Origin of the sequence: Sphingobium naphthae, from assembly GCF_043589935.1 — a bacterium.
Lineage (GTDB): Bacteria > Pseudomonadota > Alphaproteobacteria > Sphingomonadales > Sphingomonadaceae > Sphingobium > Sphingobium naphthae_A.
Genome location: NZ_CP171454.1, coordinates 2,585,632 through 2,611,913, shown reverse-complemented (window position 1 = coordinate 2,611,913; position 26,282 = coordinate 2,585,632). Strand labels below are relative to the sequence as shown.

25 protein-coding genes are annotated in these 26,282 nt (G+C 67.1%); 8 read left to right on the top strand and 17 right to left on the bottom strand.

Annotation, left to right across the window (positions count from 1 at the left end; genetic code table 11):
• Positions 1–106 precede the first annotated feature (106 nt).
• Both ACGGKE_RS12960 and ACGGKE_RS12955 read left to right on the top strand, forming a co-directional pair.
• On the top strand, positions 107–1,399 hold the full coding sequence (locus ACGGKE_RS12960; RefSeq protein ID WP_394438524.1) for a class I SAM-dependent methyltransferase: 1,293 nt from the start codon (positions 107–109) through the stop codon (positions 1,397–1,399).
• A gap of 43 nt (positions 1,400–1,442) precedes the next feature.
• Positions 1,443–3,224 (top strand): ABC transporter transmembrane domain-containing protein, encoded by a 1,782-nt coding sequence (locus tag ACGGKE_RS12955; protein ID WP_394438521.1) that lies wholly within the window; start codon positions 1,443–1,445, stop codon positions 3,222–3,224.
• A gap of 9 nt (positions 3,225–3,233) precedes the next feature.
• Here ACGGKE_RS12955 and ACGGKE_RS12950 read toward each other — a convergent pair whose 3' ends face one another.
• The 5 genes from ACGGKE_RS12950 to ACGGKE_RS12930 form a co-directional block, all read right to left on the bottom strand.
• Complete coding sequence (locus tag ACGGKE_RS12950) at positions 3,234–3,563, bottom strand: PilZ domain-containing protein (protein ID WP_394438518.1); 330 nt, start codon at positions 3,561–3,563, stop codon at positions 3,234–3,236.
• 185 nt (positions 3,564–3,748) lie between these two features.
• Positions 3,749–4,171 (bottom strand): biopolymer transporter ExbD, encoded by a 423-nt coding sequence (locus ACGGKE_RS12945; RefSeq protein WP_228167887.1) that lies wholly within the window; start codon positions 4,169–4,171, stop codon positions 3,749–3,751.
• A 24-nt stretch (positions 4,172–4,195) separates the two neighbouring features.
• Positions 4,196–4,684, bottom strand: a complete 489-nt coding sequence (locus ACGGKE_RS12940; RefSeq protein WP_394438514.1) for an ExbD/TolR family protein — start codon at positions 4,682–4,684, stop codon at positions 4,196–4,198.
• Between the two features lie 127 nt (positions 4,685–4,811).
• Complete coding sequence (locus ACGGKE_RS12935) at positions 4,812–5,567, bottom strand: MotA/TolQ/ExbB proton channel family protein (RefSeq protein WP_394438511.1); 756 nt, start codon at positions 5,565–5,567, stop codon at positions 4,812–4,814.
• Positions 5,568–5,639: 72 nt separating this feature from the next.
• Positions 5,640–6,302: an energy transducer TonB gene (locus ACGGKE_RS12930; RefSeq protein WP_394438508.1), complete on the bottom strand. Its 663-nt coding sequence runs from the start codon at positions 6,300–6,302 to the stop codon at positions 5,640–5,642.
• Positions 6,303–6,653: 351 nt separating this feature from the next.
• Between ACGGKE_RS12930 and ACGGKE_RS12925 the strand changes: the two genes are divergently transcribed.
• Entirely contained in the window at positions 6,654–7,442 is a 789-nt protein-coding gene (locus ACGGKE_RS12925; protein ID WP_394438505.1) for a hypothetical protein, read from the top strand.
• Between the two features lie 78 nt (positions 7,443–7,520).
• A complete protein-coding gene (locus tag ACGGKE_RS12920) occupies positions 7,521–8,825 on the top strand; it encodes a homoserine dehydrogenase (protein WP_394438502.1) in 1,305 nt (434 codons plus the stop codon).
• 8 nt (positions 8,826–8,833) lie between these two features.
• Here the strand turns inward: ACGGKE_RS12920 and ACGGKE_RS12915 are convergent, their stop codons facing one another.
• Positions 8,834–9,241 carry a hypothetical protein gene (locus ACGGKE_RS12915; RefSeq protein WP_394438499.1) on the bottom strand — a complete coding sequence of 136 codons (408 nt, stop codon included), beginning with the start codon at positions 9,239–9,241 and terminating at the stop codon, positions 8,834–8,836.
• Positions 9,242–9,375: 134 nt separating this feature from the next.
• Between ACGGKE_RS12915 and glpX the strand changes: the two genes are divergently transcribed.
• Entirely contained in the window at positions 9,376–10,359 is a 984-nt protein-coding gene (gene glpX / locus ACGGKE_RS12910; RefSeq protein ID WP_394442008.1) for a class II fructose-bisphosphatase, read from the top strand.
• A gap of 42 nt (positions 10,360–10,401) precedes the next feature.
• Here the strand turns inward: glpX and ACGGKE_RS12905 are convergent, their stop codons facing one another.
• The 8 genes from ACGGKE_RS12905 to ACGGKE_RS12870 form a co-directional block, all read right to left on the bottom strand.
• The gene (locus tag ACGGKE_RS12905; protein ID WP_394438496.1) at positions 10,402–10,779 is read right to left on the bottom strand and encodes a MerC domain-containing protein; all 378 of its coding nucleotides are present in this window, start codon (positions 10,777–10,779) and stop codon (positions 10,402–10,404) included.
• A 78-nt stretch (positions 10,780–10,857) separates the two neighbouring features.
• On the bottom strand, positions 10,858–12,642 hold the full coding sequence (locus ACGGKE_RS12900; RefSeq protein WP_394438493.1) for a diguanylate cyclase: 1,785 nt from the start codon (positions 12,640–12,642) through the stop codon (positions 10,858–10,860).
• Between the two features lie 47 nt (positions 12,643–12,689).
• Positions 12,690–14,168, bottom strand: a complete 1,479-nt coding sequence (locus ACGGKE_RS12895; protein WP_394438490.1) for a glycerol kinase — start codon at positions 14,166–14,168, stop codon at positions 12,690–12,692.
• A complete protein-coding gene (locus tag ACGGKE_RS12890) occupies positions 14,165–15,676 on the bottom strand; it encodes a glycerol-3-phosphate dehydrogenase (protein WP_394438487.1) in 1,512 nt (503 codons plus the stop codon). Before ACGGKE_RS12890 ends, ACGGKE_RS12895 begins: the two co-directional genes overlap by 4 nt.
• A 118-nt stretch (positions 15,677–15,794) precedes the next feature.
• Positions 15,795–16,400, bottom strand: a complete 606-nt coding sequence (locus ACGGKE_RS12885) for a hypothetical protein (protein ID WP_394438484.1) — start codon at positions 16,398–16,400, stop codon at positions 15,795–15,797.
• 114 nt (positions 16,401–16,514) lie between these two features.
• On the bottom strand, positions 16,515–16,889 hold the full coding sequence (clpS, locus tag ACGGKE_RS12880) for an ATP-dependent Clp protease adapter ClpS (RefSeq protein ID WP_394438481.1): 375 nt from the start codon (positions 16,887–16,889) through the stop codon (positions 16,515–16,517).
• A 158-nt stretch (positions 16,890–17,047) separates the two neighbouring features.
• Positions 17,048–17,908 carry a phasin family protein gene (locus ACGGKE_RS12875; RefSeq protein WP_394438478.1) on the bottom strand — a complete coding sequence of 287 codons (861 nt, stop codon included), beginning with the start codon at positions 17,906–17,908 and terminating at the stop codon, positions 17,048–17,050.
• Positions 17,909–18,048: 140 nt separating this feature from the next.
• Positions 18,049–19,788 carry a PHA/PHB synthase family protein gene (locus ACGGKE_RS12870; RefSeq protein WP_394442005.1) on the bottom strand — a complete coding sequence of 580 codons (1,740 nt, stop codon included), beginning with the start codon at positions 19,786–19,788 and terminating at the stop codon, positions 18,049–18,051.
• Between the two features lie 142 nt (positions 19,789–19,930).
• On the opposite strand from ACGGKE_RS12870, the gene ACGGKE_RS12865 reads away from it, so the two are divergent.
• The 3 genes from ACGGKE_RS12865 to ACGGKE_RS12855 are packed head-to-tail and all read left to right on the top strand — an operon-like array spanning position 19,931 to position 22,220.
• On the top strand, positions 19,931–21,142 hold the full coding sequence (locus ACGGKE_RS12865) for an LL-diaminopimelate aminotransferase (protein WP_394438476.1): 1,212 nt from the start codon (positions 19,931–19,933) through the stop codon (positions 21,140–21,142).
• A gap of 29 nt (positions 21,143–21,171) precedes the next feature.
• Complete coding sequence (locus ACGGKE_RS12860) at positions 21,172–21,669, top strand: DUF2721 domain-containing protein (RefSeq protein ID WP_394442002.1); 498 nt, start codon at positions 21,172–21,174, stop codon at positions 21,667–21,669.
• Complete coding sequence (locus ACGGKE_RS12855; RefSeq protein WP_228167902.1) at positions 21,666–22,220, top strand: (2Fe-2S)-binding protein; 555 nt, start codon at positions 21,666–21,668, stop codon at positions 22,218–22,220. The genes ACGGKE_RS12860 and ACGGKE_RS12855 overlap by 4 nt, the downstream gene beginning before the upstream one ends.
• Here ACGGKE_RS12855 and ACGGKE_RS12850 read toward each other — a convergent pair.
• The 3 genes from ACGGKE_RS12850 to ACGGKE_RS12840 form a co-directional block, all read right to left on the bottom strand.
• On the bottom strand, positions 22,205–23,014 hold the full coding sequence (locus tag ACGGKE_RS12850; RefSeq protein ID WP_394441999.1) for a DODA-type extradiol aromatic ring-opening family dioxygenase: 810 nt from the start codon (positions 23,012–23,014) through the stop codon (positions 22,205–22,207). The two genes, ACGGKE_RS12855 and ACGGKE_RS12850, sit on opposite strands and share 16 nt — an antisense overlap.
• A gap of 115 nt (positions 23,015–23,129) precedes the next feature.
• Entirely contained in the window at positions 23,130–25,694 is a 2,565-nt protein-coding gene (locus tag ACGGKE_RS12845) for an HWE histidine kinase domain-containing protein (protein WP_394438473.1), read from the bottom strand.
• On the bottom strand, positions 25,687–26,226 hold the full coding sequence (locus tag ACGGKE_RS12840; protein WP_394438471.1) for a biliverdin-producing heme oxygenase: 540 nt from the start codon (positions 26,224–26,226) through the stop codon (positions 25,687–25,689). Before ACGGKE_RS12840 ends, ACGGKE_RS12845 begins: the two co-directional genes overlap by 8 nt.
• Positions 26,227–26,282: the final 56 nt, after the last annotated feature.

The following is a 26,282-nucleotide window of genomic DNA, read 5'->3' as shown; positions in this document are numbered from 1 at the left end:
ATGAACCTTTTCGCCGTGATCGGCGACCGGACTGCCTTCCGCCCTATGCGCGGCGGGCGCGAGCGGGCATAGTCCCCTCCTTTCCGCGTCTAGGAGACGATTTTCTGTGACTTCCCGTGAGCTGACCGGTTTCCTGCCTCTGGATGATAGTCAATCTGTTGATGCCGACTGGCCACGGCGCCTGTCCGACATGGCGTGGCGCATAGGGTTCGGCGCGATCGGATGGCCCTGGCTGCTGGCCAGCCTATCGGGCGGGCGCAAAGCGGACAAGCGGGCGTTGCTCGATGAACTGGGGCTGGCGCATGACGCCCTGCCCCATCTTGGCAGCTGGAAGGCGGATGTTGGTTTCCTGCGGCACATCGTGCGCGAAATCGCCCGGCTGCGCCCCGCCCATGTCGTCGAACTGGGCGCCGGCGCATCCTCGCTGGTGGCGGCGCGCGCGCTGCGCCTGCATGGCGGGGGGCAGTTGCACAGCTTCGACCAGCATGGCGGCTTCGTCGACGCCACGCGCCACTGGTTGGCGGACAACGGCCTGTCGGTGGATATCCGCCATGCGCCGCTGACGCATGAAAGCGCGGATTGGCCGGGCCGCTGGTATGCGATCGACATGGTGCCCGAACAGATCGACCTGCTGATCATCGACGGCCCACCCTGGAGCGTCCATCCGCTGGTGCGCGGCGCGGCGGACAGCCTGTTCGCGCGCCTGTCGCCCGTGGGCGTGGTGCTGCTGGACGATGCCGCGCGGCCGGGCGAGCGGCTGGTGGCGCGGCGCTGGCGGCAGCGCTGGCCCCATATCGACTTCCGCCTTGTCAAGGACGGCACCAAGGGCACGCTGGTCGGGCGGCGGCGCGACGTGTCGGTCCCGGTCGCGAACGACAATGAGCGCGGACGGACCTGGCGCCATGTGCGCCGCGCCGCCGGCATCGCGGCATTGGTCGGCGCAGGATGGATCGCTCGCGGCGAAATGGGCGAATTTCCCCAGCCGGCGCAAGCCAGCAGCTTCCTGGACGAAGCGGCGGCATCGCGCCGCGCGGGCCTGCTGCGCCAGGCAATGGCGTCCCAGGTGGAAAGCGCCACGCTTAACCCGCAGGAGATCGAGACCGCCACCGGCATCGTCCTGCCCGATCTGCCGCAGGATTGGCGCGTCACCGATGTCCAGCTGTTCCCGACGCCCGACAGCCCGGCCATCGCCATGTCGCTGGAAACGCCGCAGGGCGAGCGCCTGTCCTTCTTTGCCGACCGCGCGGAAACGCCGGCCGAGGGCAAGCCGCTGATCGAGCGCCGCGCCGCCGACGTGATCGCCTATTGGGAAGCGGGCAACATGGCCTATGCGCTGACCGGCCAAGCAGCGCCCGCGCGGATCATGGAACTGGCCGGCGCCATCGCGCCGTCGGGTTGACGCGACCATTGAGACGGGCGGAGCCGCCTGCTAAGCGCCGCCCATGGAGGATGTCCCGGTAAAATCCCACGGCGCGCGGCCCGCGCTCGGCAGTCTGGCGATGCTGTGGCGCTTCGCGCGCCGCTACCCCGGCCGGATCGCCGGCGCGCTGCTGGCGCTCATCGTCTCCTCTGCCGCGACGCTGGCCATCCCCAACGGCTTTCGCCTGGTGATCGACAAGGGGTTCATGGGCGGCGGCGACATCAGCCGCTGGTTCGAATATCTGCTGCTGATCGTGCTGGTGCTGGCGATCGCCAGCGCGTTGCGCTTCTATTTCGTCTCCTGGCTCGGCGAACGCGTCGTCGCCGACATTCGCAGCGCGACGCAGGCCAATCTGCTGCGCCAGGCTCCGCGCTTCTTCGAGGAAAATCGCCCGTCCGAAATCGCGTCGCGCCTGACGGCCGACACCGCAATCGTCGAACAGGTGGTCGGCTCCACCGTGTCGGTGGCGCTGCGCAACATGGTGACGGCCATCGGCGGCCTCGTCTATCTGTTCGCGCTCGCGCCCAAGCTGGCCGGCCTGCTGTTGCTGGGCATTCCCGTCATCCTGCTGGTGCTGATCGGGCTGGGGCGGCGCGTGCGGACCTTGTCGCGCGCCAGCCAGGACCGACTGGCCGACATCGGCAGCACCGCGACCGAAGTGCTGGGCGCGATGAAGATCGTCCAGGCCTTCGGACAGGAGCAGCGCGAGGCGGCGCGGTTCACGGCGACGGTCGAGCGTGGGTTCGCCACCGCGCGCCACCGCATCCTGTTGCGCGCGACCATGACCGCGGTCGCCTTCGCCCTGGTCTTCGGCGCGATTACCGGCGTCATGTGGCTGGGCGCCATCGATGTCGCCGCTGGGCGGCTGTCGGGCGGCAGCATCGCCGCCTTCGTCCTGACCGGCGGGCTGGTCGCGGGCGCGTTCGGATCACTGTCGGAAAGCTGGGGCGACCTGCTGCGCGGTGCGGGCGCTGCGAGCCGGCTGGGCGAATTGATGACGGCTGAGCCCGACATTCGTGCCCCTGCCGCGCCGATCGCCCTGCCCCCCGGCGACCAGGGCGCGCGGCTGAGCTTCAGCAACGTCCATTTCCATTATCCCACCAGGCCCGACCAGGCGGCGCTGCACGGCATCGACCTCGACATCGCACCGGGGGAAACGGTGGCGGTCGTCGGCCCTTCCGGCGCCGGCAAATCGACGCTCATTCAGCTGGCGCTGCGCTTCTACGATCCCGATGCGGGGACGATCCGGCTGAACGGCTGCGCGCTGCCGCAGATGGACCCCGCGTCGCTGCGGTCAATGATCGCGATGGTGCCGCAGGACAGCGTGATCTTTGCCGCGTCGGCGCGGGACAATCTGCGTTATGGCCGCTGGGACGCGAGCGACGACCAGATCTGGGCGGCCGCGCGCGCCGCCAACGCCGAAGGCTTCTTGCGGGCGCTGCCCGACGGGCTGGACAGTTTCCTGGGCGAAGGCGGCGCGCGCCTGTCCGGCGGGCAGCGGCAACGGGTGGCGATCTCCCGCGCACTGTTAAGGGACGCGCCGATCCTGTTGCTCGATGAAGCGACATCGGCGCTGGATGCCGAATCCGAACGGCTGGTGCAGGATGCCCTGGCCACGCTGATGCAGGGGCGCACGGTCATCGTCATCGCCCATCGCCTGGCGACGGTGCGCGCGGCGGACCGGATCATCGTGCTGGATGAGGGGCGGATCGTCGAACAGGGCGATCATGCGGCGCTGATCGCGCGGGATGGCCTTTATGCGCGGCTAGCCCGGCTGCAGTTCCAGGATGGTCCCGCCGCCTGAGCGGAACGATCATTGGCCCGCTTCGCGCAGCCCCATTTGCACGACATGATCGAGAATGGCGGGGTGCAGTGGCCGTTCGAACGTGCAGCCCGATTCATGGCCCCGCGTCCACAAAACGCGCGCACGTCGTCCTTCAAAGCCGGGGAGCATCAGCCACAGCTCATCGCCCGGTCGCAATTTCATGAAGCTCTGCAGACGAAAGCCGGTGACCGACAGGTCGGCGATGCGGCTGCTGAACCAGGTTTCGCCGGGCCGGCACACCTTGATGCCGATCTGGACATGACGCCGCTCTGCGTTGCGCCGTTTGCGGTCCTGTTCGAAATGCGATTCAGCGCCCATGGTCAGCCCTCATCGACACCATCGCGCCGCAGGGTAAGGAGATTGTTAATTTCGTCCCGCAATGTCCGAGCACAAAAAAAGGGCCGCCAATGGCGACCCTTGATCAGTCCAGCTTTACTGAAATCCCTTGAGCCTGTCGCGCGAAGGGGAAGTCCTTGGTTGCGCGACAGGTCCGAGGCGGGACCTCAGAAGCTGCCATATTGTTCGTTGCCGACGAAACCCAGCTTGGTCACGCCCGCGCGCTTGATTTCCGCAAGCACCGAGTCGACGACCACATAACGGGTCTGCGCGTCGGGCTGGAACTGCAGTTCCGGCTCGACCGGCAGGCGCAGCGACTGCTGCAGATACTGACGCAGGGTCAGCAGGTCGATCGGCGATCCGTTCCAGGTGATGACGCCACCGGCGTCGATCGCGACCTTGTTCTTGACCGGGTCGATCACGCTGTCCGAAGGCGGCGCATTCTGCGGCAGGTCGATCTTCACCGCATGGGTCTGGATCGGAATGGTGATGATGAACATGATGAGCAGAACGAGCATGACGTCGATCAACGGCGTCGTGTTCATTTCCACCATCGGTTCGCCGTCATCGCGGCCGGCACTCATTGCCATGGCGAATTCTCCTTGTTCGGCCGATCAGAGGCGGGTGGAATTCGAACCGGGTTCCGGTTCGGAGATGAAGCCCACCCGCGGGAAGCCGGCGCGCTGCATCGTGTAGATGGTGCCGCCGATGCAGCGATAGGGGGTGTTGATGTCGCCGCGGATATGCACTTCGGGCAGATCCTCGGGCGTCAGATTTTCAACGCCGCCAGCCTTCTTGATGTCCGATTCGAGCTTCGTGACGGCACGGTCGAGCAACTCGTCCGACGACACCGGCGTCATGCCCCAGAAGACCGCGCAATTGCCATCGGCATTGGTGGTGATCGAAAGGGACACATTTTCCGGCTTCGTCGTCGTCGGCTCGAACGCCACCTTGGGAAGCTGCAGCTCAACCGTCTGGACGACGACCGGGACCGCGATGAGAAAGATGATGAGCAACACCAGCATGACGTCGACGAGCGGCGTCGTGTTGATGTCGGACATCGGCTTGTCGTCACCGCCGTCGGAGCCAACACTCATTGCCATTGATACTATCCTAACCTTGGTGTCGATGGCCCCCCGTCAACCTGGAGGCGAATTGGGAGCCATGGTCGGCGGGGAGCCGGGCGGTCGCAGCCGCCACCCGGTTCCCCGACCGGCGTCTTGAGACCGATCAGGCCTTGGTCGGCGTGGCGGCCGGCTTGGCGACCGGAGCGGCCGGAGCGGCAGCAACGGTCGGCTTCACGGCGCCGTCCGAAACCAGATAGGCCAGCAGGTCGACGGTGAAGCCGTTCAGCTGTTCGGCGATCGCCTTGTTGCGGCGCTGCAGGAAGTTGTAGGCCAGAACCGCGGGAACGGCGACGGCCAGACCCAGAGCGGTCATGATCAGCGCTTCACCGACCGGGCCGGCTACGGCGTCGATCGACGCCTGACCGGCAGCGCCGATCTTGATGAGCGCGCGGTAGATGCCGATAACGGTACCGAACAGACCGATGAACGGCGAGGTCGAACCGACGGTCGCGAGGAAGGCCAGGCCACCGTTCAGCGACGAGTTGATCGCGGCTTCCGAGCGGGCCAGCGAGCCGTGCAGCCAGTCATGCGCTTCGACCGGATCCTTCAGCTTGCCATGCTCTTCCTGCGCCTTGATGCCGTCATCGACGATCTGCTTGTAGGCCGAATTCTTCTCGAGCTTGGCCGACGCTTCGCGCAGCGACGCCGAACGCCAGAAGGTCGCGCGGACCTTCTTGCCCTGGTTGATCACCTTCTGCTGTTCGATCAGCTTGGTGAAGAGGATGTAGAAGGTGCCGACCGACATGGCGCACAGGATGATGAACACGGTCCAGGCAATGGTGCCGCCCTGTTCGAGGGCTTCCATCAGGCCGTACGGGTTTTCGGCCTGGGGAGCCGCAGCTGCGAGATACATCAACATGTTCAAGACTTCCCTCTCAATGAGATCAAGCAAGGGGAAGGCGGCGCCGGGCGCGCGCCTTGCCCGTTTGGATTATTCCGGCAGACGCCAGGTGATGCGCCCGGTGTAGGTGTCGGGCATTTCATTCCCATCCGAACCCTTGGCCGGCGTGAAGCGCGCGCGGCGCGGCAGCAGGCGGCAGGTCGCCTCGTCGAGATCGGGATGCCCGGTCGAAGAGGTGATGGTGCAGTTGGTCACCCGGCCGTCAGCCCCGATGTCCAGGCGGAACCCGGCGGTACCCGAGCGTTCCTCACGCTGGGCGCGGCTCGGATAGTCGGCGTCCGTCAGCCACCCACCGGGGTTGCCGCGCGGCTTGGCGCGCGACGCAGCGACCGGCGGCGGCGGCGGAGCCGGCGGCGGAGGCGGCGGCGCGGCGACCGGCACCGGGTTGAACACCGGCGGCGGCGTCCGAACGGTCTGGATCGGCGGCGCGGGGGCCGGGGTCCGGACGATCGGCGGCGGGGCAACGACCGGCGGCGGCTCGACCGGCTGTTCCGGCGGCGGCGGCGGCGGTTCCTCGTCGGGTGGCGGGGGCTCCTCCTTCACGTCGATCACGTTCAGCTGTTCCGCCGCCTTTTTGACATATTTCATGCCAAGACCGGTGACGAAGGCATAGCCGAGAACAGCGTGAATCAGGGCGACGATGACGATCGATATCGTGCGACTCGATCCTTGCGAGTGGTCAGCATAGGCCATTCGGCAACGACACTCCTTAACTCATCTTACCAGTGGTTTATACAAATCAGCCAAAAAACGACCCAAGCTGCCCGGGTTGGTCCCGACCACCTTTGGCCCCTGTCCGTTCATTTGCTACCGAGCAAACTCCTATCGCGGCGCATCGTGGCACGCAAACGCTTTATCGTTGTCGCCATTTGCGTTTACCATTTCCTATCAGAAGAACTTGCCTGTGACATCCGCGCCACGGGCTGAAATGATAGGACGAACCAGTTGATGAAATCCGCCACCGCCCCGCGCTGCCTTCTCCTAACCTGCCTCATTTCCGCCGCACATCCGGGGTTTTTCCCGGCATTTGCTCAAGGCGTGCCGATGGTAACGCCATCATCCGCCACGGCCGCGCCTACGACCAATGGATTAACCTATGCCGACATTGTCGATCTGGCGCAGGACGCCCCGCTGGTCGCTCATGTGCGGATTCGCAACAGCATCGCCTTGAAGGCGGAACGCGTCGCCAACGTGCCGCAGGGGCATCGCCGCGTCTATATCGAGGCGGATGTTGTCGGACTGATTCGCGGCGAAGGCGGCATCAGCCCCAGCGTGACCTATCTCTATGACGTGCCGCTGGACCGGCGCGGCAAGCTGCCCAAGCTCAAGAAGGACGAAGTCATCGTCTTCGCCCGTCAGGGCGGGCGACCCGGCGAGATCCAGCTGGTCGCTCCCGACGCGCAGGTATCCGCCACGCCCGAGAGCGTCGCGCGCGTACGGTCGATCCTGTCCGCCCTGGTCGCGTCGGACGCGCCGCCGCGCATCCTGGGTCTGGGCGAGGCGTTCCACGTCGCAGGCACGATCGGGGGCGAAGGCGAAACGCAGATCTTCCTGCGGACAGACAATGGCGATCCGGTGTCGCTGTCCATCCTCCGCCGGCCGGGCCAGGCGCCGCGTTGGGCAGTGGCGCTGGGCGAGATCGTGGACGAAGCCGCTCGCCCGCCCGAGGAGGGCAGCCTGCTCTGGTATCGCCTCGCCTGCGGCCTGCCCCCCGCCCTGCCGCCGCAATCGGTCCGCACCCTGTCCGCCCCGGACGCGCAAGCCGCGCGCGCCGATTATCAGCTGGTGATCGCAGCGCTCGGGCCCTGTCGCCGGAGCCGCAGCGGCGGCTGAAGGCCGCTTTTCCTTGGACAGGCGGTCAGACACGGCTATCAGCGCGGCTTTGCGAACCAGGAAGGGAAACCCGCCGCCATGACCAATCTGCACCGCCATGCCCCGCTGCGCGTCGCGCTCGTCGGTCTCGGCACGGTGGGCGGCGGCGTCATTCGGCTGCTGGAGACCAATGGCGACCTGATCGCGCGCCGCGCCGGCTGCCCGATCCAGATCGTCGCCATTTCCGCGCGCGACCGGAACAAGGATCGCGGCGTCGACCTGTCGCCCTATGAATGGGTGGACGACATGACGACGCTGGCGACGCGCGACGATGTCGACGTGGTGGTGGAGCTGATCGGCGGCGCGGACGGCCCTGCCCTCACATTGGCGCGCCAATGCCTGACCGTGGGCAAGCCCTTCGTCACCGCCAACAAGGCGATGCTGGCCCATCATGGTCTGGATCTGGCCCGCCTGGCCGAAACCGGGGGCATCGCGCTCAAATATGAAGCCGCGGTCGCGGGCGGCATCCCGGTCATCAAGGGGATGCGCGAAGGCGCCGCCGCGAACGAGATCGCGCGCGTCTACGGCATCCTCAACGGCACCTGCAACTATATCTTGACCACGATGGAGAAGGAGGGGCGCAGCTTCGCCGACGTGCTCAAGGAAGCGCAGGAACTGGGCTTTGCCGAAGCCGATCCCAGCTTCGACATCGACGGCGTCGACGCCGCGCACAAGCTGACCATCCTGGCGAGCCTGGCCTTCGGCACCGAACTGGATTTCGACAGCATCGCGGTGACCGGCATCCGCCATGTCATCGCCGCCGACATCGCCGAAGCGGCAGCGCTGGGCTATCGCATCCGCCTGGTCGGCATGGCGCAGAACGGACCGGAGGGCCTGTTCCAGCGTGTCCACCCCATGCTGGTTCCGGTCGACCACCCGCTCGCCCATGTCGATGGGTCGCTGAACGCGGTCGTGGCGGAGGGCAATTTCGTCGGCCGCCTCTTCTTCCAGGGGCGCGGCGCGGGGGATGGCCCGACGGCGTCAGCGGTCGTCGCCGACCTGATCGACGTGGCGCGCGACGAATATGGCGATGCCTTCGCCATGCCGGTGGCCGCCCTGACGCCCCAGCAGACGGCCGATGCCGGCGCGCGCATGGGCCGCGCCTATCTGCGCTTCAAGGTCAAGGACCAGCCGGGCGTCCTGGCCGAGATCGCGGCGGCGACGCGGGACGCAGGCGTGTCGATCGAAAGCATGATCCAGCGCGGCGCCAACCAGGAGGATGGCGTGCTGGTCGCCATCGTCACCCATGCGGGCGAGGAGCGCTGCGTGCGCCAGACGCTGGAGCGGCTGGCCGGCTCCGACAGCCTGCTCGACACGCCGATGGTGATGCACATCCTCGACTGATCCGGGCCTCAGCGCGGCGTCGCCCTCTCGAACCGGTCGGGCAGCGGCGGCGGCGGGGCGAGATCCGCGTCGGGATCGACGATCGCGGTGACGCCTTTCGCCAGCACTTCGACCACCTGGAAGACCGACAGCCCGCCGGTGCATCCCGCGCCCTGCCCGCCCACGACGCCGCACGCGCCCTGGCGCACCGGCGCGGCCGAGGCGCGCGGCGCTTCACCCGGGACCATGCGCCCCACGTCGGGCTCGCGCGGCAGCGGCAGCCTCTCCTTCGCGTTGCGCTCGGCCCGATTGCCGCACACGACTATGCCGCCGCCGCTGCGGTCGCAGGGCTTCACCACCTGCGTCCTGGCGCGATAGACGGCCATCGGGTCCTTCGGCTCATCGGCCCGCGCGCCGCTCGGCAGCAGCAGCAGCATCGAAATGAAAGAAAGGCCTGATATCCGCATCGCGCAACAGGAGACCATGGGATGATGGCGCGATGATGGCGATGCTCGACAAGCTTGGACCGAGCGCCTATCGCGCGTCGCAAGAGACAAGGGAAGAGGATATGATGGAGCAGGCAAGCGCCAATCTGGACCGGGTGCTGGTTCTGGAAATGGTCCGCGTGACCGAAGCGGCGGCGATCGCCGCATCCCGGCTGGTCGGGCGCGGCGACGAGAAAGCGGCCGACGCCGCCGCGGTCGAAGCCATGCGTATGGCTTTCAACGATCTCTACATGGACGGCACCGTCGTCATCGGCGAAGGCGAGCGGGACGAAGCGCCCATGCTCTACATCGGCGAGAAGGTCGGCAACGCGATCGGCAAGGGCCCGCGCATCGACATCGCGCTCGACCCGCTGGAAGGCACGACCATCACCGCCAAGGCCGGCCCCAATGCGCTGGCCGTGCTCGCCATAGCGGAGGAAGGCGGGCTGCTGAACGCGCCCGACGTCTATATGGACAAGCTGGCGGTCGGGCCGGGCTATCCCGAGGGGGTCATCGACCTCAACCGGTCGGTGCGCGACAATGTCGCCGCCGTCGCCGCGGCAAAGGGCGTCGATCCGCACGAGATCATGGTCTGCGTGCTCGACCGGCCGCGCCATGAGAAGCTGATCGCCGAACTGCGCGCGATCGGCTGCGGCATCATGCTGATCCCCGACGGCGACGTGGCGGGCGTGATCGCCACGACCGACCCGGAAACCAATATCGACATCTATATGGGATCGGGCGGCGCGCCGGAGGGCGTGCTGGCCTGCGCCGCGCTGCGATGCGTGGGCGGGCAGTTCAAGGGGCGGCTGCTGTTCCGCAACGAGGATGAAAGGCAGCGCGCCCGCAAATGGGGAATCACCGATTTCGACAAGATCTATGACCTGACCGACATGGCGAAGGGCGACTGCATCTTCGCAGCGACCGGCGTGACCGACGGATCGCTGCTCGACGGGGTCAAGCGGCTGCCCGGCGGCAAGCTGACGACCGAAAGCGTGGTGATGCGCGCCAGCACCGGCACCGTGCGCTGGGTGAAGGGGGAGCATCGGATCGATGCCAAGGCGGATTGAGCAACATGCGGCGGGCGTCCCTGCGCTCGCTCAGATCAGATGCTAGCGGCCGGCCCTGTGGTTCAGATCATGACCCAAGGCCAGGATGCCGACGCCGATCAGCGTGTAGACGCTTTCCTGCAAGCCATGGTCCATCGTCAGCGCGCCGGTCATCACGCCGAGGCCAAGCGCGCCGACCGCCGCGGGCATCATGAAGCCATGGACCACCGCGCCATGGCCCAGCGCGACCGCGCCGAGCAGGATGGCAAGCCCCAGGCCCACTTCATGGAAGATCGGGCTTTCGAAAATGCCGCCCGCCGACGCCAGAAGCCCGAGCAGCATGGCGGTGGCGAAACAATGCGCGACGCACAGCCCCGACACGGCGATCGCAAGGCGATCGAGACGTCCGGTGGTAAGGGCTTGGCGAAGGCTCTGCGGCATGGTGGCCGCTACATAGGCCAGTCCTGCGCAAGTTACAATATAACATGAGAATTTTCCTGCGCCTGCCCGCGCAGGCCGTCAGGCCGCCAGGCGCAGGCAGTTCCGACCGCTATGCTTGGCTTCGTACAGCGCCTGATCCGCCGCCTCCAGCATTGCCGATCGGGTGGAGCCGCCATCCAGCGCGACGAGGCCGGCGCTGAAGGTGACGCTGATCGCCTCCCCACGGTCGTTGACGTCGATCGGCGGGACCAGGCGGGCGCGCAGCCGGTCGCAAAGCTGGCTCGCTCTGTGGCTGTCGCAATCGACGAGCAGGATCGCGAATTCCTCCCCACCCAGCCGGCCGATGCTGTCGAGCCCGCGCAGTTCGGGCAGAAGCCGCTGGACGAAGCCGGTCAGCACCCGGTCTCCGCCGCTATGTCCGTAGCGATCATTGACCGCCTTGAAATGATCGAGGTCGATCAGCAGCAGGCAGGAGCGCGCGCCCTGCGCCGCGCGCACCATTGCGGCGTCCAGCTTGTCGAGGAAAGCGCGCCGGCTGTCCGCGCCGGTCAGCGCATCGCGCGCGGCGACCTGCTGCAGCGCGCGTTGCCGCGCCTTGTGCTTCGATATGTCGCGGATCATGCTGACCAGGCCGACGGCCTGCCCGCGATCGTCCACCACGGCGCGGCTGACCATCTCGCAGCAATCGACATCGCCCGCCGCCAGCAGCGGCCGAAACTCCACCTGATGCACGGTGCCCGGCCGCGCCAGCGCCTGCCGGTGCGCCGCCAGCACGGCGTCGCGATCCTGCGGATCGACCAGGTCGGTCGCGCTCTGGCCCACCAGCAGCCCGGGCGCGCAGCCAATCTGTTCCTGGGCGGAAGGCGAGGCATATTCGATCACCCCTTCCATGCCGATGTTCAGCACCACGTCGCCGCTATGCTCCGCGATGGCGCGATAACGCGATTCGCTTTCCTGCAGCATCTGGAACAGGCGCCGACGGCCATTGAGTTCGGCCGCGACCGGCAGCGACAGCAGGAAGCTGAGCGCCAGATAGAATTGGAAGGCCTGCACTCGCTCGCCCAACGAACCGTCGATGATCATCAGCGGCCCAGCGCCCGACATGGTGGCGACGCCGCCGATCAGCGCCAGGATGACGATCGACGCGGCCGCGCCGATATGGCCGACGCGAAAGGCGATCAGGACCAGCGGCAGCAACGGCGCGAACAGCATCGGGTAGCGCGCCCAGTAGAAGACATGAACGGTGGTCAGCGTGAACAGCGCCAGCAATGCCACCGCCTCGATCTTCATCGCCCGGGGCGTTGCGCGCAGCCAGCGGCCGAACTCGCCCTGCAACAGCAGGATGAGGACGGGCGTGCAGATGAGGCCGCCCAGCGCATGGCCGGTATACCATTGCAGCCAGGACGCCCCGTAGGTCGCGGACGTCGTCAACGTGGCGACCGCGGCCGCCGCGAAGCCGGTGACGATGTCGGCGACGCCGCACAGAGCGAGGATGAAGACGATCAGCGGGTGCATCGACCCGGTCACCGTGCGGTTGCTGAGGAAGTGGCGACAAATGATGGCGACGATCAGCGCTTCGCTGACATTGATGAACGCCATTGGCAGGGCCGCCGCCGGGCCGATGCCGAACAACGCCGTGGCGGTCATGCTGGCCAGGAAGCAGGCAAGCATCGCCCGCGGCCAGTAGGACACGCGCGACGTCAGCAATTCCGCCATCAGGAAGGCGTTGGCGCCCCAGATGAAGGCCAGCCCGCCTTCGAACCGCGACACCGAAACCGACAGCGTGGCGGCGGCGAAATAGACGCAGCCGGTGACGATCGGCGCAGCAAGGGATTGAGGGTTTCGAAGGGTGAACCGCGGCATGGCCCGGACATAAGGCCGCATCCTTAATTTTTCCCTTTAATGCGCCCTTACGGAAAAGCGCGTTCCGACGCTGCCAGAAGGTCGCCCCAGGCCTTGAGCCGGTCGCCCCGGATGGAGCCGTCCATGGCCGGCGCGAAACGCTGCCGCCCCGGCAGGCGCGCGGCCGCCGCCTCGATCGAGCCATGGAGCCCGGCCCCGAGCGCGGCGAGCATCGCGGCGCCACGCGCGGTGGTTTCGACATCGGCGGGGCGTTCGACCGCGATGTCGAGCATGTCGGCCATGTCCTGCGCGATCCAGTCATTGGCGCTCATCCCGCCATCCAGGCGCAGGCTGGTCCAGGGCGCGCCGTCGGCGGCGAAGGCGCCGGCCAGATCATGGGCCTGATGCGCGATCGATTCGAGCGCAGCGCGCACGATGTGCGCGCGGGTGGTGCCCTGGGTCAGACCGGCGATGACGCCCCGCGCCTCCGGCCGCCAATGCGGCGCGCCCAGGCCCGAAAGCGCCGGGAGCAGCGACACGCCGCCATTGTCGGCGACCGACCGGGCCAGCGCTTCGGTTTCCTGCGCCGATGCGACCAGGCCCAGCGCATCGCGCAGCCATTTGACGAGGCTGCCGGCGACGAAGATCGACCCTTCCAGCGCGTAGCGGCGGCGGCCGTCCAGTTGGCAGAGGATGGTGCCGAGCAGGCGGTGGTCCGATCGGGGCAGAGCGTCTCCCACGGGCGCCAGGATGAAGGCGCCGGTGCCCAGCGTCGCCTTGGCCTGGCCGGGGACCAGACATCCCTGGCCGATGGTCGCGGCCTGCTGGTCGCCGGCAAGGCCGCAGATCGGTATCGGACCGCCGAGCAGATCGGGACAGGTCGCGCCAAAGTTCCCGGCATTGTCGACGATGGCGGGCAGCACGGCGAGCGGGATGTCGAACAGGGCGCACAAATCGGCGTCCCATCCCGCGCCGTCGAGCGCCACCAACTGCGTGCGGCTGGCGTTGCTGGCGTCGCTGATATGCAGGCCGCCGGTCAGTTTCCACACCAGCCAGCTTTCCACCGTGCCCAGCGCCAGCGCGTCGCCCGCCTGCGCGGCGGCGGGTTCATGGTCGATCAGCCAGCGCATCTTGGTCGCGGAGAAATAGGGATCGATGACGAGGCCGGTGCGCGCCTGGATCAGCGGTTCATGGCCCGCATCGCGCAGCGCCTGGCACTGGTCGGCGGTGCGCCGGTCCTGCCAGACGATGGCGCGGGCGAGCGGCCGGCCGCTGCGCCTGTCCCATGCGACCACGGTTTCGCGCTGGTTGGTGATGCCGATGGCGAGGATGCGGTCGGCGCCGCCTGCCTGCGCCACCATCTCCTGCGCGCAGGCGAGCGTCCGCTCCCAGATTTCGGTCGCGTCCTGTTCGACCCAGCCGGGCCGTGGATAATATTGGGTAAGGTCGCGCTGCGCCATGCCGACCCGCACCCCATCGGGCGTGTAGAGCATCGCGCGGGTCGATGTGGTGCCTTCGTCGAGCACCAGCAGCATGGCTTCGTTCATCCCCGATCCTTCACCCATTGGTCCAGCGCGGCGACGTCTGCGGCGGTGAAGCGCAGGCCCAATTTCGTCCGCCGCCACAGCATGTCGTCGGCGGTGCGCGCCCATTCCCGATCCATCTGCCAGGCCGCCTCCGCCTGGGTGAAGCCGACGGCGAAATGGACACCCAGGTCCGTCATGCTGCGCGCGTCGCCCAGCCACTGGCGCGCGCAGGTGCCATAGGCGCGGCCGATCCGGTCGATGGTCGCGGCGTCGAGAAAGGGATAGTCGCGCGCCAGGCCGTCGAGCAGCGCGGGCAGCCCGGTCATCGGGAAATCGCCGCCCGGCAGGGGCGCGGTCGCGGTCCAGTCGCCGCCGCGCATCATCGGCAGACGGGGCTGGAGCAGAGACACCGCTTCGGCCGCGAGATGGCGATAGGTGGTGATCTTGCCGCCCAGCACATGCAGCGCCGGCGCCTCCCCCTCCCCGCCCGCGTCATAGTCCAGGCGATAGCCGCGCGTCGCGGCCTCGGGCCGGTCGGAGCCGTCGTCGATCAGCGGCCGCACCCCGGCATAGGACCAGAGCACATCCGCCGGCGCAACCGCGCGCGCGAAATAGCGGCTGGCGGCGGCGCACAGATACTCAATCTCGTCGGCGCTCGCCACGATCCGGTCGAGCCCGCCTTCATGGTCGCGATCGGTGGTGCCGATCAGGGTGAAGTCGCGCTCATAGGGATTGGCGAAGATGATGCGGCCGTCGGGCAACTGGAAGAAATAGGCGAAGTCGTGATCGAACAGGCGCGGCACGACGATATGCGAGCCGCGCACCAGCCGCATGCGCCGGCCCGCCAGCCCCTGCCCTGCGCCGGGCAGCGCCAGCACGGACGGCCCGGTGGCGTTGACCAAAGCGCGGGCGTGAAACCGCAGCGGCGTGCCCTGCATGGTCCGGGCGTCGATCGTCCACAGGCCAGCCTCCCGCGCCAGGCCGATAACCTGCGTGCGCGTTCGCACGGTCGCGCCACGATCCGCCGCATCGCGGGCGTTGAGCAGGACCAGCCGGGCGTCGTCGACCCAGCCGTCCGAATAGCAATAGCCGGTGGTGAAGCCGGGGCGCAGCGGCGCGCCCGCGACATGGCGGCGCAGGTCAATGGTCCGCGTCGCCGGCAGCGCATGGCGGCCGCCCAGATGGTCGTAGAGGAAGAGGCCAAGGCGCAGCATCCAGCGCGGCCGCAGCCCCCTGGTCCAGGGCAGGACGAAGCGCATCGGGTGGATGATGTGCGGGGCAATGCCCCAGAGCCGCTCCCGTTCGGCCAGCGCCTCGCGCACCAGGCCGAATTCGCGGTGCTCCAGATAGCGCAGGCCGCCATGAATCAGCTTGGTCGAGGCGGAGGACGTGCCCTGCCCCAGGTCGCCGCGCTCCAGCAGCAGCACCTGCGCGCCCCGCCCGGCCGCGTCGCGGGCGATGCCGCAGCCATTCACGCCACCGCCGATCACGGCCAGGTCATGGATGGCGGCGGGGTTGTCCTGCGTCACGCGCGCCGGTGTAGGAGGGCGCAGCCGTCAAGGAAAGGGGGCAGAGATTTTGGCCGGCGGAGAGTCCCCGCTCCGCCGGCCGCGCCGCCCCGGTCGGAGCGGCGAAGGCGTCGGCGCGTCAGGCGAGGCTGTCGACCACCAATCCGCTGCTGCTGCTGTCGCTGTTGCTGGCGACGCTGCCGTAGAGCGATTGCGAGAGGCTGGTGCGCAGATTTTCGAGGAAGGCGATGATCGAATCGAGCTGCTCGGTGGTGCCGGCCGTGTCGGTTTCGCTCGTCGCGCTGCTGCTTGTGCTGCCCTCCTCCTCGCTTGCGGCGGGCGGCGGACCGGGCAGCGGGCCGCGCATTGGACCCGCGCCGCCGACGCCCGACAGGCCGTCGATCGCGCTATCGGCGCTGGCGCTGTCGGTCGAGGATGGGGCGCCCGGCCCCTGGGCGAAGAAGCCCTGCAACTGCGCCGCCTGTTCCTGGGTCAGGGTGCCGGCCGACAGCTGATCCTCGATCAGCGAATCGATCCGGTCCTGCATCGCGGACGGGTCGAGCCGGCCGGTTTCGGAACCGGCGGAGGCGGAGAGCCCGCTGTCGATGGAATCGAGCGCCGTTTCCATCGCGGCGCTGTCGACTTCGGACACGGAGCCCGCTTCGACCGCCGCGTCGATGCGGCGATCCATCATCGCGCGCGGCGATGGCGGCATGGCCATGGAGTAGTTGGATATCGTCGTCATGCTGGAAGTCCCCACTTCGTTTAGCGGGGCCATGATCGGCGAAATGTCTGAAAAAACCTTATATTTCAACCATGTAATTGTTTGAAATATAAGCGCTACAGGAGGATGGGCGGCTCAGGCCTTTTCGAGCGTGCACTGGAGCGGATGCTGGTTCTGCCGCGCGAAATCCATTACCTGGTTCACCTTCGTCTCGGCGACTTCATAGCTGAAGATGCCGCAGATGCCGACGCCGCGCTGGTGGACGTGGAGCATGACGCGGGTCGCTTCCTCCATGTCCATGCGGAAAAAGCTCTGCAGGACATGCACGACGAATTCCATCGGGGTATAATCGTCGTTGAGCATCAGCACCTTGTAGAGCGAAGGCTTCTTGGTGCGGGTGCGCGTGCGGGTGGCGACGCCGACATTGGGGCCACCCGGGCCTTCGCCCTGATCGTCCTGGTCCCGGCCCGCCATGTTCACGGACCATGATGCGGTGGTGAGACTGTTCATGATGAAAGAGAATATGGCGATTTGCGCCGGCATGGCAAGGGGTCGGCGCGGCCGGTCGCCGCATCACGCCCATCCCGACGCGACGCCCCAAACGGCAAGGGCGCCCTCTCCGCCGGGGAGAGGGCGCCCTTCATCCAGGCGTCAGAACGGCGCGCCGATCAGGCGGCGACCGCCTTCACCTTGTCGGTCACCAGCGTCATGCGCGCGGTCAGCGGCTGAGCGACGTCGCCGGCCAGCTTCATCATCGCTTCGCTATTCTTGGCGGCTTCCTTGGCAAAGTCGTCGAAGCTGGTCGAGATCAGCTGGCTCTGCAGCTGGAAGAATTCGGTCGGCGTCTTGACGGTCGCGAAGGTCTTGAACGTCGCGGTCGCCTTTTCGAAATTCTTGCGGGTGAAGTCGACGGCTTCCTGGCCCATGACTTCCATGCCCTTGGCGGCGATCTTGCCGGATTCGACCAGGGCTTCGATATTGCCCTTGGCGATGTCGCTCATTTCCTCGACAGCCTTGGTCGACTTTTCGACCTGGGCCTTGGCCTTTTCGTTGAAGTCCGCATAGGCGGTCTCAAACTTGGCCTTGGTGTCTTCGGCGAACTTCTTTCCGGTTTCCATAACGTCGTTCATGATCTTGGTTCCTTCTGTGGCGGGCGGCGGCTGGGTCGCAGCGGTTTGGGCCATTGCTGTCAGGCTCTTGATAGTGGCGGAGGGCGCGAGCGGTTCGCCCGAGGTTGGCGCGGGCGCTGGAGTTGGTGTCGGGGCCGGCGTGGGCGTCGGGGCCGGCGGTTCCACCGGATCGGGCGCGGGTTCCGATTGGGGGTTGGTTTCGACCGGCTTCACATTGCCGGCAGGCGCATCGGCTTCGAGCGGCTTGACGCTGGACGCCTTGCGGGGGGCGGGCTTCTTCACCGTCGGCTCTGTCGCGATTGCCGCTTCGGCTGCCATCAAGGCTTCGGCCGCCGACATGGTCGTCGATCCTGCCTTGGCGCGCGGCATGTTCCTCGGGGTCTTCGGGGTTTCGGCCATGACCATCCTCCGTTTGTTGCAGTGCACAATATAGCTTGGATCAGTCGCATGCAAGGCATTTTGTGCAGTGCAACAAAATGCCATCTTCAGCTCGTCGCATTTGCGAGGCGGCCGAACGCATCGCTGGACAATCAGTGGCTTTACCGCGCCTTGACGTAGCGTCCGGGCGCATCCTCCAGCGCCTTGAGCTTGCCTTCACCCGGCACGCGCGCGCCCTTCGCGGGCACGGTGCGCGAATCGATCCCGTCCAGCCAGGCGCGCCAGTCGGGCCACCAGCTGCCCTTGGTCTCCGTCGCCTTGTCGAGGAAGGCGTCGAGCGTCGGCTGCGCTTCGTCGCAGACCCAATATTGATATTTGCGGGCAGCCGGCGGGTTGATGACCCCCGCGATATGGCCAGACCCCGCCAGCAGGAAGCGGACCGGGCCGGCGAAATGCTCGGTCAGTTTCCAGACGCTTTCCAGCGGCGCGATATGATCTTCCTTGCCCGCCTGGACATAAGCGGGGGTGCGCACGCTGCGCAGGTCGATCGGCGTGCCCGCGACGCTGATCGCGCCGGGCAAGACCAGCAGATTGTCGCGATAGAGCTGAGTCAGATAATCCTTGTGCCAGCGCGCCGGCAGGTTGGTGGTGTCGCCATTCCAGTAGAGCAGGTCGAAGGGCGGATAATCCATGCCGAGCAGATAATTGTTGACGACATAGTTCCAGATGAGGTCGCGCCCGCGCAGCAGGTTGAAGGTCGCGGCCATGTAGCGCCCGTCGAGAAAGCCCTGGGACGACAGCTGTTCCACCAGCTTCATCTGATCGTCATCGACGAACAGGCTGAGGTCGCCGGCCTGGCTGAAATCCACCTGGGCGGTGAAGAAAGTGGCGCTCGCCACCTTGTCCGCCTCGCCCCGCGCGGCGAGCAGCGCCAGCGTGGCCGCCAGCGTCGTGCCCGCGACGCAATAGCCGATCGCATGGACGCTCTCCACGCCCAGCAGGTCGCGCACTATGTCGATCGCGTTGATCTGTCCGTCGAGGATATAATCGTCCCAGATCAGGTCCTTCATCGAGGCGTCGGCCGACTTCCAGGACACCAGGAAGACGCTGATCCCCTGGTCCACCGCCCATTTGACGAAGCTTTTTTCCGGCGACAGGTCGAGGATGTAGAAGCGGTTGATCCAGGGCGGGAAGATGATGAGCGGGGTTTCCAGCACCGTCTCGGTAGACGGCGCATAATGGATCAGCTGGTAGAGCGGGGTTTCGTGGATCACCTTGCCCGGCGTCGCCGCGATGTTGCGGCCCAGTTCGAACTGGGTGCCGTCGGTATGGGTGAGCTGCCCCTTCTCCATGTCGGCCAGCATATGCTTGAGCCCGGTGACCAGATTTTCGCCGCCGCTCTCGATCGTCTTCTGCACGACCAGCGGGTTGGTGAGCGGGAAGTTGCTGGGCGCGATCGCGTCGAGCAGGCCCGTGGTGGCGAAGCGCAGCTTGGCCTTCTGCCGGGGATCGACGCCGTCCACAGCGTCGGCAAGCTTCATCAGATAATCGGACAGCAGCAGATAGCTTTGGCGGATAAGGTCGTAGAAGGGATGTTCGGTCCAGGCCGGATCGGCAAAGCGCCGGTCCTTGCGCGCGGCCGGGCTGTTCTCCGGCGCGGGATCGGGCCGGTCGCGCAACAGGCCGCCCGCGTCCAGGAAACGCTGCCACAGGGCCAGTCCTTCATCGGCGAAACTGGTCTGGATGCGCGCGACGATCGCCGGGTCGAACGGCAGGGTCTGGCCGGTCGATCCCGCCGCCTGTTCCAGCATCAGCTGCTGCGCGCGGCCCAGCACCTGCGTCCATTGCTGCATCTCCTCCAGGGTCGGCAGGCGGGGCTCCAAAACGTCGCTTTCTTGCATGGCCACCATCCTCCTCCTGGCATTGCGCGGGCCGCGGCTTTCGCTGGCAAGTCCTCATCCGGCCGGTTATAGCCCGATTATGACACGCCAGCGGCGCGTCACGCACTATTCCCTACAGGAAGCTTTCAGGAAAGCCCCGATAATGTCCGAAGAATTCTACCGCATGAAGCGCCTGCCGCCCTATGTCATCGCCGAAGTGAATGCGATGCGGGCCGCGGCGCGTGCGGCGGGAGAGGATATTATCGACCTGGGCATGGGCAATCCCGACCTGCCCCCGCCCGACCATGTCATCGACAAGCTGGTCGAAGTCGCGCGCAAGCCGAGCGCTCATGGCTATTCCCAGTCGCGCGGCATTCCCGGCCTGCGCAAGGCGCAGGCGAACTATTATGGCCGCCGCTTCGGCGTCGATGTCGATCCGGAGACCGAAGTCGTCGTCACCATGGGATCGAAGGAGGGGCTTGCCAGCCTGGCCACCGCGATCACCGAACCGGGCGACGTCGTGCTGGCGCCCAATCCCAGCTACCCGATCCACACATTCGGCTTCATCATCGCGGGCGCGACCATCCGGTCGGTGCCCACGACGCCGGACGAAACCTATTTCCGCTCGCTCGACCGCGCCATGGCCTTCACCGTGCCGCGCCCGTCGATCCTGGTGGTGAACTACCCGTCCAACCCCACGGCAGAGACGGTGGACCTGGCCTTCTACGAGCGGCTGGTGGCCTGGGCGAAGGAGAACAAGGTGTGGATCCTGTCCGACCTGGCCTATTCCGAATTATATTATGACGGCAATCCGACGCCTTCCATCCTGCAGGTGCCGGGCGCGAAGGACGTTGCGATCGAATTTACCTCGCTCAGCAAGACCTATTCCATGGCCGGGTGGCGCATGGGGTTCGCCGTCGGCAACCGAAAGCTCATCGCGGCGATGACGCGAGTGAAATCCTATCTCGACTATGGCGCCTTCACGCCGATCCAGGCGGCGGCCTGCGCCGCGCTCAACGGCCCGCAGGACATCGTCGAAAAGAACCGCCTGCTCTACCACAAGCGCCGCGACGTGCTGGTGGAAAGCTTCGGCCGGGCGGGATGGGACATTCCCGCGGCGCGCGCGTCGATGTTCTGCTGGGCGCCGCTGCCGCCCGCGCTCAAGGACATGGGGAGCCTGGAATTTTCCAAGCAGCTGCTCACCCATGCCAAGGTCGCGGTCGCGCCGGGCGTCGGCTATGGCGAAGATGGCGAGGGCTATGTCCGCATCGCCATGGTCGAAAATGAACAACGGCTGCGCCAGGCGGCGCGCAACGTGAAGAAATATCTCCAGTCGATGGGCATCAACACGCCCACGTCCAAGGGCGCGGCCTGAGCGGTTCTGGAGGCGGCGCGATGAGCGGCATGATGGTCCTGCCCCAGGTCAGCCAGGTCGCGGCGACCATTCAGCTGGCGGTCGCGCCGGTGTTCATGCTGGCGGGGCTGGGCGCGTTCCTCAATGTCTGCGCCGGGCGGCTGGCGCGCGTGATCGACCGGGCGCGCAAGGTCGAACAGAGCGTGCTGGTGACGCGCGGGCGCGAGCATGACCGGCTGGTCGCGGAAATCCGCGTGCTCGACAAGCGGATGAGCGTCGTCAACGGCGCGATCTTCCTGTCGGTCGCATCGGGCTGCGCCATCTGCCTGGTCGTCATGCTGCTGTTCGCCGCCGAATTGTTCAATGCGCATCTGGGCACGGCGATCGCGCTGATCTTCATCCTGGCGATGCTGCTGCAGACCGCCGCCTTCGCGACCTTCATCCAGGAAATCCGCCTGGCGTCGCGCACCATCCACATCCGCAACGAAGTGCTGTTCCACCAGGCGGAGGAGGAAGAGGATGATGGCGAGGCCAGCACCGGCGCATGACCAGGTTCACCGTCAATGACCGACCGGTGCAATATCGGATGGACCCGGACACGCCCCTGCTGTGGGCGCTGCGCGATGCGTCGAACCTGACCGGCACCAAATATGGGTGCGGCACCGGCGATTGCGGCGCCTGCACGGTGGACATAGATGGCGAGGCGGTGCGATCCTGCCAGGTGACCATCGCCCATGCCGAAGGGCGCTTCGTCACCACGATCGAGGCGCTGTCGCCCGATCGCGGCCACCCGCTGCAACAGGCCTTCGCCGCCGACAATGTGTCGCAATGCGGCTATTGCATTCCCGGCATGATCATGGCGGCATCGGTGCTGCTGCGGCGCAATGCCGATCCGACCGACGAGCAGATCGATGCGGCGATCACCAATATCTGCCGCTGCGGCATCTATCCCCGGCTGCGCGGCGCGATCAAGCGCGCAGGCCGGATCATGCGCGGCGAGGAGCAGATCGCCGCCGCCCCGCCCCCCGGCATCACGCCCGAAGCGGCGGCGCGCACCGTGCCGGCGCTCGGCCGGCCCGGCGTTCAGCCGAAGCGATAGCCCGACACGGTCCAGCCCAGCACCGAGCTGCGATGCGTGCAGGTCGCGGGCGATCGGTCGCCAGCGCCCAGCGCCACCATCAGCGGCAGCAGATGCTCCTCACGCGGATGCGCGAAGCGGGCATGCGGCAGATCCGCCCAGGCGGCGACGCGCGCCGCGCGCTGGTCGGGATCGGCATCCGTCACCGCCGCGGTCAGCGCATAGTCCCAGGCGGTCGACGGCGCGATCGCCTGCGGCCCGCGCACGCGCAGATTGTGGAAGCTCATGCCCGATCCGATGATGAGCACGCCTTCATCGCGCAGCGGGGCGAGCGCGCGCCCGGCGGCGATATGGACGGCGGGATCGAGATCGCGGCGCAGCGACAGCTGCGCGAGCGGAATGTCGGCGTCCGGCAGCGCGACCTTCATCGGGATGAAGACGCCATGATCCCAGCCGCGCGCCGTCTCCTCGCGCGTGGCGAAGCCCGCGCCGCGCAGCAGGTCGGCGGCGCGGCGCGCGACATCCGGCGCGCCGGGCGCATCCCAGCGCAGCTGGTAAGTATGGGGCGGAAAGCCGTGATAGTCGAACAGCAGGGGGGGCCGGTCCCCGACATGGACGGTGAAGTCCGCCGCCTCCCAATGGCCCGACATCAGCAGGATCGCGCGCGGCCGGGCCGGCAGATCGGCGATCAGCCCGCTGAGATAGGCCTGCATCGGATGCCACATCGGATCGCTATGGACGCGATCGGAATCGGCAGGGTCCATGAAAAAACAGGGGCCGCCGCCATGCGGGATGAAAAGGCTGGGCTGGCGCAGGTCGGGGGCGGCGTCGGGTTCGGAAACGGCATTGGTGGACATGGACGCCATATCGGCGCCGCCGGGTCCCCCCGCAACGGCAAGCGGCGAAACCGAGCGTTTCGTCGCCGCCGCCTCAGGCGCCGGGGTTGATCACCGGCTCCAGCGCCTGCGCCAGCGTCGCGCCCGAATAGGGCTTCTTGACCAGCGTCACATGCTGGAACCGGGGCGGCAGCTCCAGCCCGTCGCCATATCCGGTGGCGAAGAGGAAGGGGATACCGCGCTCCGCCAGCAGGTCGGCGACCGGCAGACTGTTTTCATGACCCAGGTTGAAATCCAGCACGGCGACATCGACGCTATTGAGCGCGATCGCTTCGCGCGCTCGGCCGATGCTGGCGGCGGTGAACACGTCCGCGCCCAGGTCGCGCAGCGCATCCTCCCCATCCATGGCGATGATCATATTGTCTTCGACCAGCAGCACGTTGCGGCCCAGCAGCAGGCCGGGCGTCACGACCGCCGCGGGGCGCGCGCGCTCGCGATCCGCGCTATCGGACAGCACCGACACGACATGGCGCGACGGGATGCAGAAATGCGCCTCGATCCCGGCCAGCCGATAGGTAATTTCCGCGTGGCCGCCCAGATCATAGGGAATGGAGCGTTCGATCACGGTCGATCCGAAGCCCCGACGCGTCGGCGCCACGACGGGGGGACCGCCGCTTTCGGTCCAGTCTATCAGCAGGCTGCCATCCTGGTCCACGCGCCAGTCGATCGCGACCGTGCCATGGTCCGACAAAGCGCCATATTTGGCCGCGTTGGTCAGCATTTCATGAATGACCAGCGCCAGCACGGTGAAGCAGGCCGGGGTCAGCATGACATTGGGGCCGCTCAGCCGCACGCGATCGCTGCGCTCGCCCAGATAGGCGCCCGCCTCCACTTCGATGAGGTCGATGAGCCGCGCGGGACTCCAGCGATCGGCGGTGATCTGGTCGTGCGCCCGAGCGAGCGCATGGACGCGGCTTTCCAGCGTGCCGATGAACTGGTCGACCGACTGGGCGCTGTCGCGCGTTTGCGAGATGAGGCCGCGGATGAGCGACAGGATGTTGCGCACGCGGTGGTTGAGCTCGGCGATCAGCAATTCCTGCTTCTCATGCGCCCGCTGCCGCTCCGCATCGGCCGAATCGGACAGGCGCAGGATCACTTCCAGCAACGCCGTGCGCAGCGCTTCGGCGACGCGCAGTTCGGCCGGTGTGAAGGGCAAGGCGGTGCCCTTCACCAGTTCCGACCATTCCTCGAAGCTCTTGCGCGGGGTCAGGCGCGGGCCGTTGGGGCCATATTCGATATGCTTGTCCTGCTTGCCCGCCCAGCGCACCGACCGCAGCTGCTCCGCGCGGAACAGCACGACATAGTCGCGCGGCCGTCGCGAAATCGGAATGGCGAGCAGGCCCGCGGCGCGATCGGCATGGGCGGCGGCATCGGGCAGCAGCCGCGACAGATTGTCGGTGGTGAACACCTGGCTAGCCGCCACGCGGTTGAGCATGGACACGATCGCTGCAAAGGCGGGTTCATCTGGCGTCAGGCCCGAAAAGGTCATCTGCCCGTCGATATAGACGGCCACGCCATCGGCGGGGATGGTGTCGATCACGATGTCGCCCAGCCAACGCGCGTTGGACAGCAGGTCATGATCCTGCGCCACCGCCGACAGCAGCCGGTCTGCCACCTGCCGCGCCTTGCCTTCATAAGCGGCTGTCTCCGCGCGCTCGCGGCTTTCGAGCATCATCGAGAAGATCTGGCCGAACAGTTCGGCGGCGCTGCGCTGCGCGAATGTCGGCAGCCGCGCTGCATAATGGTGGCAGGCGAACAGGCCCCATAGCTTGCCATCGACGATGATCGAGATGGAGAGCGATGCGCCCACACCCATGTTGCGCAGATATTCGATATGGATCGGCGACACCGCGCGAGTCAGGCACAGCGACATGTCGAGCGCCGCGCCGGTCGGGTCGATCGCGGGCACCACTGGGACCGGCTCCGACTGAACGTCGGCGATGATGCGAAAGATGTTGCGCAGGTAGAGGGCGCGCGCCTGGGCCGGAATGTCGGACGCGGGATAGTGCAGCCCGAAGAAGCTTTCGATCCCCGGCCGCAGCGCTTCGGCCACGACTTCGCCATCGCCGCCATCGGCGAAGCGATAGACCATGACGCGATCAAAGCCGGTCAGCGCCCGCACCTGGCGCGCGCCGTCCCGCAGGAAGGCGGACATGCCCTCTGCCTGGGCGAGGCGCGACACCATGGAGCGGACCGTGCTGCTGGCTTCCATTTCGTCATGGCTGGCGGGTTCCGCCTCCACCACCACCATGGGCCCGGAAAAATGCACCGCCACGTCGAAGGCGGGGCCGCCTTCGATCAGCGGCACCGAAAAGAGGCGCTCGACCGAATCCGGGCCGCGCAGCAAGGTGATGCGGTTGCGTAGCGCATGGATGGCATCGCTGGCCAGCATGTCGCTGATCGGGCGACCGAGCATGTCGTCGGGCGACAAGCCGATAAAGTCCGCGCTGTTCGCCGACACGCGCGCCACCAGCCAGTCGGCGGTCAGCGCGATCAGGAAGCCGAAGGGCTGGACCTTGCCCAGCACATGGATCGGCTCCCGATCGCAATTGCTGAGGTCGACCGCATAGTCGGGGCCGTTCGCGCCGCCATCAGCCATGGGCCACCGCCTTCTGCTGCGTCGCGGCGGTCGCGAAAAGGGCGAAGGCGGCAAGAGCGCCCTGCACGGCGTCCTCCAGCCAGCCTTCGCCGCCTTCCGCAGCAGCGCCGTCGAGCGCGCGCTGGAAGGCCAACCATTCGCCCTTGCCATGAGCGGCCGACAGATAAGCGTGGGGCAGCCCGGCGCCGACCCGCCGCGCCAGGAAAGCGCCGCCCAGGCGCGATCCTTCCAGCGCATAGAGCAACCCCCAGCGAAAGCCGTCGCTGTCCCGCGCGTCGAACGGGAGCGGCGGCGGCAAGGGCGCGTCGAGCGCCGCGAGATCCTGCGCCAGCAGGGGCATACGGGTCTGATCGGGGCGCGCGGCAGGCTCCAGCGCCGGCAGAGCACGGCCATGTGCGCTCAAAAAGGCGATATAATCCCGCGGCGTGTCGAGCCCGAAGTCCGCAAAGAGAGCGTCCACCCGCTCGTGACTCGTCATGGTTGCTTCGCGCAGGGCCTGACGAGTGCGGCCGGCATCAGGGGATTTCGTCACTCGGCAGTCCTAAAGGGGATGACAGGGAGATACTTTGATCTGCATTAGTTTTGCCG

Excerpts from the sequence above, each read along its gene's own strand:
- ACGGKE_RS12955 (WP_394438521.1), top strand. The coding sequence starts at position 1,443 with ATGGAGGATGTCCCGGTAAAATCCCACGGCGCGCGGCCCGCGCTCGGC.
- ACGGKE_RS12950 (WP_394438518.1), bottom strand. The coding sequence starts at position 3,563 with ATGGGCGCTGAATCGCATTTCGAACAGGACCGCAAACGGCGCAACGCA.
- ACGGKE_RS12945 (WP_228167887.1), bottom strand. The coding sequence starts at position 4,171 with ATGGCAATGAGTGCCGGCCGCGATGACGGCGAACCGATGGTGGAAATG.
- ACGGKE_RS12940 (WP_394438514.1), bottom strand. The coding sequence starts at position 4,684 with ATGGCAATGAGTGTTGGCTCCGACGGCGGTGACGACAAGCCGATGTCC.
- ACGGKE_RS12935 (WP_394438511.1), bottom strand. The coding sequence starts at position 5,567 with ATGTTGATGTATCTCGCAGCTGCGGCTCCCCAGGCCGAAAACCCGTAC.
- ACGGKE_RS12930 (WP_394438508.1), bottom strand. The coding sequence starts at position 6,302 with ATGGCCTATGCTGACCACTCGCAAGGATCGAGTCGCACGATATCGATC.
- ACGGKE_RS12925 (WP_394438505.1), top strand. The coding sequence starts at position 6,654 with ATGGTAACGCCATCATCCGCCACGGCCGCGCCTACGACCAATGGATTA.
- ACGGKE_RS12920 (WP_394438502.1), top strand. The coding sequence starts at position 7,521 with ATGACCAATCTGCACCGCCATGCCCCGCTGCGCGTCGCGCTCGTCGGT.
- ACGGKE_RS12915 (WP_394438499.1), bottom strand. The coding sequence starts at position 9,241 with ATGCTGCTGCTGCTGCCGAGCGGCGCGCGGGCCGATGAGCCGAAGGAC.
- glpX (WP_394442008.1), top strand. The coding sequence starts at position 9,376 with ATGGAGCAGGCAAGCGCCAATCTGGACCGGGTGCTGGTTCTGGAAATG.
- ACGGKE_RS12905 (WP_394438496.1), bottom strand. The coding sequence starts at position 10,779 with ATGCCGCAGAGCCTTCGCCAAGCCCTTACCACCGGACGTCTCGATCGC.
- ACGGKE_RS12900 (WP_394438493.1), bottom strand. The coding sequence starts at position 12,642 with ATGCCGCGGTTCACCCTTCGAAACCCTCAATCCCTTGCTGCGCCGATC.
- ACGGKE_RS12895 (WP_394438490.1), bottom strand. The coding sequence starts at position 14,168 with ATGAACGAAGCCATGCTGCTGGTGCTCGACGAAGGCACCACATCGACC.
- ACGGKE_RS12885 (WP_394438484.1), bottom strand. The coding sequence starts at position 16,400 with ATGACGACGATATCCAACTACTCCATGGCCATGCCGCCATCGCCGCGC.
- clpS (WP_394438481.1), bottom strand. The coding sequence starts at position 16,889 with ATGAACAGTCTCACCACCGCATCATGGTCCGTGAACATGGCGGGCCGG.
- ACGGKE_RS12875 (WP_394438478.1), bottom strand. The coding sequence starts at position 17,908 with ATGGCCGAAACCCCGAAGACCCCGAGGAACATGCCGCGCGCCAAGGCA.
- ACGGKE_RS12870 (WP_394442005.1), bottom strand. The coding sequence starts at position 19,788 with ATGCAAGAAAGCGACGTTTTGGAGCCCCGCCTGCCGACCCTGGAGGAG.
- ACGGKE_RS12865 (WP_394438476.1), top strand. The coding sequence starts at position 19,931 with ATGTCCGAAGAATTCTACCGCATGAAGCGCCTGCCGCCCTATGTCATC.
- ACGGKE_RS12860 (WP_394442002.1), top strand. The coding sequence starts at position 21,172 with ATGATGGTCCTGCCCCAGGTCAGCCAGGTCGCGGCGACCATTCAGCTG.
- ACGGKE_RS12855 (WP_228167902.1), top strand. The coding sequence starts at position 21,666 with ATGACCAGGTTCACCGTCAATGACCGACCGGTGCAATATCGGATGGAC.
- ACGGKE_RS12845 (WP_394438473.1), bottom strand. The coding sequence starts at position 25,694 with ATGGCTGATGGCGGCGCGAACGGCCCCGACTATGCGGTCGACCTCAGC.